The sequence below is a fragment of the Actinomycetospora sp. genome (assembly GCF_055612215.1).
Genome location: NZ_JBVPVA010000971.1, coordinates 1 through 5,166, shown reverse-complemented (window position 1 = coordinate 5,166; position 5,166 = coordinate 1). Strand labels below are relative to the sequence as shown.

Annotated in this window: 5 protein-coding genes; all 5 read right to left on the bottom strand. The window is 74.6% G+C overall.

Features of this window, described 5'->3' with window-relative positions:
- Positions 1-1,285, bottom strand: a 1,285-nt coding sequence (locus AC0CYZ_RS26470; RefSeq protein ID WP_472220912.1) for a phosphoketolase family protein, incomplete at its 3' end; no start/stop codon positions are given.
- Positions 1,286-1,316: 31 nt separating this feature from the next.
- On the bottom strand, positions 1,317-3,083 hold the full coding sequence (locus tag AC0CYZ_RS26465; RefSeq protein ID WP_472220910.1) for an MOSC domain-containing protein: 1,767 nt from the start codon (positions 3,081-3,083) through the stop codon (positions 1,317-1,319).
- Positions 3,080-3,703 carry a redoxin domain-containing protein gene (locus AC0CYZ_RS26460; RefSeq protein WP_472220914.1) on the bottom strand — a complete coding sequence of 208 codons (624 nt, stop codon included), beginning with the start codon at positions 3,701-3,703 and terminating at the stop codon, positions 3,080-3,082. Before AC0CYZ_RS26460 ends, AC0CYZ_RS26465 begins: the two co-directional genes overlap by 4 nt.
- A 42-nt stretch (positions 3,704-3,745) precedes the next feature.
- Positions 3,746-4,555, bottom strand: a complete 810-nt coding sequence (locus tag AC0CYZ_RS26455) for a muconolactone Delta-isomerase family protein (protein ID WP_472220908.1) — start codon at positions 4,553-4,555, stop codon at positions 3,746-3,748.
- Between the two features lie 4 nt (positions 4,556-4,559).
- The coding region (locus AC0CYZ_RS26450) for an SDR family oxidoreductase (RefSeq protein ID WP_472220906.1) at positions 4,560-5,166 on the bottom strand (607 nt) is incomplete at its 5' end.

Genomic DNA, 5,166 nt, shown 5'->3' with positions numbered 1-5,166 from the left:
TGGCGCGGATCACCTCGCGCACCCACCCACCCAGCACCCGGGTGGCCTCCGCGACCGGTCCCCCCGGACGGTCGACCGCGACGGCGTGGTCGCGGAAGTCGGGCAGCCGCAGCTCGCGCAGCAGCTCCCCGCCGTTGGCGTGCGGGGTGGCGCTCATCCGCCGCGCACCGCCCGGGTTCAGCGCGGCCAGCTCCGGGCGCAGCCGGCCCGCGCCGTCGAAGAGCTCCTCGGGGCGGTAGGAGCGCATCCAGCGCTCCAGAGCGGCCAGGTGCTCGGCGTTCTCGCGGGTCCCGGCGAGCGGGACCTGGTGGGCGCGGTAGGTGCCCTCCACCGCCACGCCGTCGACCTCGCGGGGCCCGGTCCAGCCCTTCGGGGTGCGCAGGATCAGCATCGGCCAGCGCGGCCGTGTCACCGGCCGTCCGGCGGCCTCGGTCTCCGCCGCGTCCCGTCGTATCCGGCGGATCTCGGCGACGATGTCGTCCATGGTCCCGGCCATCCGCCGGTGCACCGCGGCGTGGTCCTCGTCCAGGCCGGCGTCGACCACGAAGGGCCGGTAGCCGTAGCCGGTGAACAGGTCGAGCATTTCGGCCTCGGGGATGCGCGCGAGGACCGTCGGGTTCGCGATCTTGTAGCCGTTGAGGTGCAGGACCGGCAGCACCGTCCCGTCGTGCACGGGATGGGAGAACTTGTTGGCGTGCCACGCGGTCGCCAGCGGCCCGGTCTCGGCCTCGCCGTCCCCGACCACGCACGCGACCAGCAGGTCCGGGTTGTCGAACGCCGCGCCGTAGGCGTGGGCCAGCGAGTAGCCCAGCTCCCCGCCCTCGTGGATCGAGCCCGGGGTCTCCGGCGCAGCGTGGCTGGGGATGCCGCCCGGGAACGAGAACTGGCGGAACAGCGCCCGCATCCCCTCCTCGTCGTCGGACACGTGGGAGTACCGCTCGGAGTACGTGCCCTCCAGCCACGCGGCGGCGACCACGGCCGGTCCGCCGTGGCCGGGCCCGGAGACGTAGAGCGGGTCGAAGCTGCTGCGACGCAGCACCCGGTTGAGGTGGGCCCACACGAACGTCTGGCCCGGCGTGGTGCCCCAGTGGCCCAGCAGGCGCGCCTTGACGTGCTCGGCGGCCAGCGGCTCGCGCAGCAGCGGATTGTCCTGCAGGTAGATCTGGCCCACCGACAGGTAGTTCGCCGCGCGCCACCAGGCGTCGACCAGGGCGAGGTCGTCGCCGTCACCGGTCACGGTCACCTCGGGGGCCGGGTCCGATCTCGCGGGCGCGGTGCGGGTCATCTGCTCCTCCTCGGCGCGACGCTCGTCGCGGTCACATGTCCAGCACGACGTCGGAGGTGGGCTGCGCGCAGCAGATCAGCACCTCGCCGTCGGGCGGCGGTTCGAGCGGGGGCGGCGTGTAGCCGACCTCGCCGGAGAGCAACGGCGTGGCGCACGTGTGGCACACCCCGGTCCGGCAGCTCCAGCGGGTGGGGACGTCGCAGCTCTCGGCGAGCTCGAGCACGCTGCGCGCGGCTGCGGGGAACGCGGTGGCGACGTCGCTGCGGGCGAAGGTGACCAGCGGGCCCGTCCCAGGCGGTCCGGGGGGTGGGTGCGGCGGTCGCCCGCCCGGTCCGACCACGCCGGGGGTGATCGAGCCCCGGGTGGTGAACAGCTCGGTGTGGACCCGGGCCGGGTCGAGGCCGATCGCGGTGAGGGCGTCCTCGACGTCGCTGGTGAACGCCGCGGGCCCGCACAGGTATGCGTCCGCGGTCGTCGGGACGTCGAGGGCGGCCAGGGCGTCCTTCGTGAGGCGACCGGGTAGGGCGTGCCCGGACCGGCGCTCGGCGTCGGTAGCCCGGCTCCAGAACACGTACTCGTGGACGCGGGGGAGCGTGGCGAGCAGCGCGTGCGCCTCGTCCGCGAGCGCGTGTTCGCGGGGTCCGCGGGCGCCGTGGACCCACCAGACGTCGCGGTCCCGGTGTCGGGCGACGCACTCGTGGAGCATGGCCAGCTCCGGCGTGACGCCGATGCCCGCCGAGATCAGCAGCATCGGGCCGGTGCCGTCGCGGAGCACGAACTCGCCGCGGGGCGCGGCCACGTCGAGCAGGTCACCGGGCCGGACGGCGCCCGTCAGGTAGCCGCTGACCGCCCCGCCCGGCTCGTGCTTGACGCTGATCCGGTAGACCGCGGACCCGGGCGCGGAGGAGATCGAGTAACTGCGCACCCGGGCCGGTCGGTCGGTGCCGCAGACCCGCACCGTCAGGTACTGGCCGGCGCGGGCGGCCGGCAGCGGGGTCCCGTCGGGCGCGGCCAGGTAGATCGACGAGACGGTCGCGGTCTCGGGGACGACGTCGCTCACCCGCAGCGTCCGGAAGCCGGCCCAGGCCGGCTGCTCGGGGCCCGTGCCCGCCTCGCCGTGGTCGGCGTCCTCGGCCGCGAGCAGCTCACGGAACGAGTCGTGCCACCCGGGGCTCAGGGCGGGGATGCGGGTGGCCCTCCGGAGCTCGGCGGGGTCGCGCCCGGGCAGGTACAGCAGCGCGTCGGCGTCGGCGACGGTGAGTCCCTCGGGCCCGTCCCGGGTCTTGACGATCCGGTCGCCGGCCTCGATGTCGCCCTCGCGCAGCACCCGCATGTAGAAGCCGGGGCGGTGGTGGCCGACCAGGAGCGCGGGCATCTCGGGCTCACCGAGGCGCATGCCGACCCGGTAGCAGGTGACCCGCGGCTGGGTGACCTCGAACTCGGCGTCGCCGATGCGGTAGCGGTCGCCGATGCACACCTCGTCGTCGGGCAGGCCGTCGACGGTGAGGTTCTCCCCGAACTGGCCGTACTGGAAGTCGTCGCGCCCGAGGTGGCGCTGCCAGTACCGGTAGGAGTCGAGCTGATAGACCATCACGGCGCGCTGTTCGCCGCCGTGTCCGGCGGTGTCGCCCTGCCCGTCGCCGTCGAGGTTGAGCCGCCGCGCCCGGCGGGGGCCGTCCACGGCGTGCTTCCACACGGCGGTGCGCACCGTGCGGCCCTGCCACGGCACGTCCTGCGGCAGCCCGACGTTGACCGAGCGCAGCGTCGCCGCCGGGGGCCCGCCCCCTTCGGGCGTCATCCGCGGTCGCCTGCCGGGCGTCCGGCGAGGGCCGCGGAGGTCCGCCGGTCCCAGCCGTGGAAGGGCGCCAGGTCGCCGGCGTCCCAGCGTTCCCGCAGTCCGGGGGTGCTCAGGTCCCAGTCGGGCCGCACCGCGCGGGTCGCCGAGCGCAGATCGTGCCAGAGGTCGACCACCGACGGGCGGCCCCAGAACCAGTAGCCGTTGTAGATCGTGTGCACGACGAGGCCGGGCTCCAGCACGAGGGTGTGCGGGATCATCGGGTCGTTCTCGGGGTCGGTGTACTCCTGGATGTCGAGGTCCCGCTGGACCGTGCGCCCGGGGTCGGACAGGAACGTCCACCCGGCACCGACCGAGGCCCGGAACTCCTGCAGTGTGTGGTGCGGATCGGTCGCGATGGTGACGATCCGGGTGTAGGCCACCGCGAACTTCGGCTGGGCCGCGGCGAGCTCGAGGTGCTGCTGGTGCTCCTTGGGGCAGAAGTGGCCCCGCGCGAGGGTCAGCACCAGGGGGTCGCGTCCCTGCAGCTCCCGCAGGGTGCGCACGGTGCCGGTGTGGTCGGGGAGGGCGTAGTCGGGGAACACGGCGCCGGGTCGGATGTCGGAGCGCATCGGGTACCTCATCTCGGTCACGTCCGTCGGGTGGGCGAGGGGTGCGGGGGGAGCTCACTCCACCAGATAGGTGTCGTAGGTGACGCCGCCCGCGCGTCGGGCGCCGACCGTCACGAAGACGCCCTTGTTCATCCAGGCGAGGCCCTCCGCGGCCGTCTCGATCCGCGTGGCGGCCCGGAACACGTACTCGCGCGGGTCGACGTCCTCCCCGCGGGCGAGACGGGCGAGCACCGGGGCGTCGCCGTGGCGGATCGAGTTCGACCGGACGTCGAGGAGGTCGCCGTCGTCGGTCTCGAGGGTGTAGCGGATGTCGCCGAGCGCGGTGCCGTCGGCGAGGACGGTCTGCCAGTCAGCGCTCGCCCCCGGGAGCAACGTCCCGGTGACGGCGGGTCCGGTGATCGTCCCCGCCGTCAGCGGCACGATCCGTCGGTGCCCGGCGGGCAGCGGCCCGAGATCGCTCGCCGGAGCGAGGTCCGCGTCCACCCGGAACATCGGCACGAGCCGCGGGCTCGGCAGGTCGTCCCGGGGCGCTGCGACGCCGAGCGGGTCGTCGGGATGTCCCTCGAGCGGGATGACCTCGATGTGCATCCACTCGTAGAGCGGCAGGGCCGCGAGCAGGGCATCGAGCTCGGCCCGGCCACGCGCGCGGTACAGGGCGAGGGTGCTCCTGGTCGTGGTCCCGGGCGCGGCCGGCCGGGTCCAGAGCCGAACGAGGTGGCCGCGGGACACCAGGTCGGCGGCGGCCGCCGCCTCCGCGGCCGTCCGTCGCCCGATGTCCTCCCGAGCGGCCCCGGTCGGGATGTGGAGCTCGAAATCGACCAGGTACTCCGCGGGGGGCAGCACGGCCCGGTCTCCCTCCGTCACGACGTCAGCGTCCGGGACCGGACAGGAGCTGTTGGCCGCCGTCGACGTCGTAGATCGCGCCGGTGAGCGCGGTGTTCGTCATGAGGTGGAGGGCCAGGGCCGCGACGTCGCCCGCCTCGACCACGCGGCCGATGGGCAGCGTGGCGCGGAGCTGATCACGGCGTTCGTCGATCGCCTCGCCGAGCAGCCGCGCGGAGAGGGGTGTATCGACGAAGCCTGCCGCGATGAGGTTGACGCGCACCGGGGCCAGCTCGAGCGCGAGGTTGGCGGTGAGCGCTGCCGACGCCGCGGTCAGGGCGCCGGGCACGGTGAGTCCGAGGTCGGGGCGGCGCGCGACGGTGCCGCTGATCAGCAGCAGGCTCCCGCCCGGCCCGACCTTCCCGAGGGCCGCGCGGGCGACGTGCATCGGCAGCCAGAGGTGTTCGTCGACCTCGCGTCGGGCGCGGGCGAGGTCCAGGTCGGCGAGCCGGGCGTAGTAGGGGCTGCCGGCGGTGAGCAGGATGTGGTCGACCGGGCCCGGCAGCTCCGCGAAGAACTCGTCGAGCCGGGCGGTGTCCGTGGCGTCGAACGCCGAACTCGAGCGAGCCGCCACCTCGGTCGCCGCGTGCTGC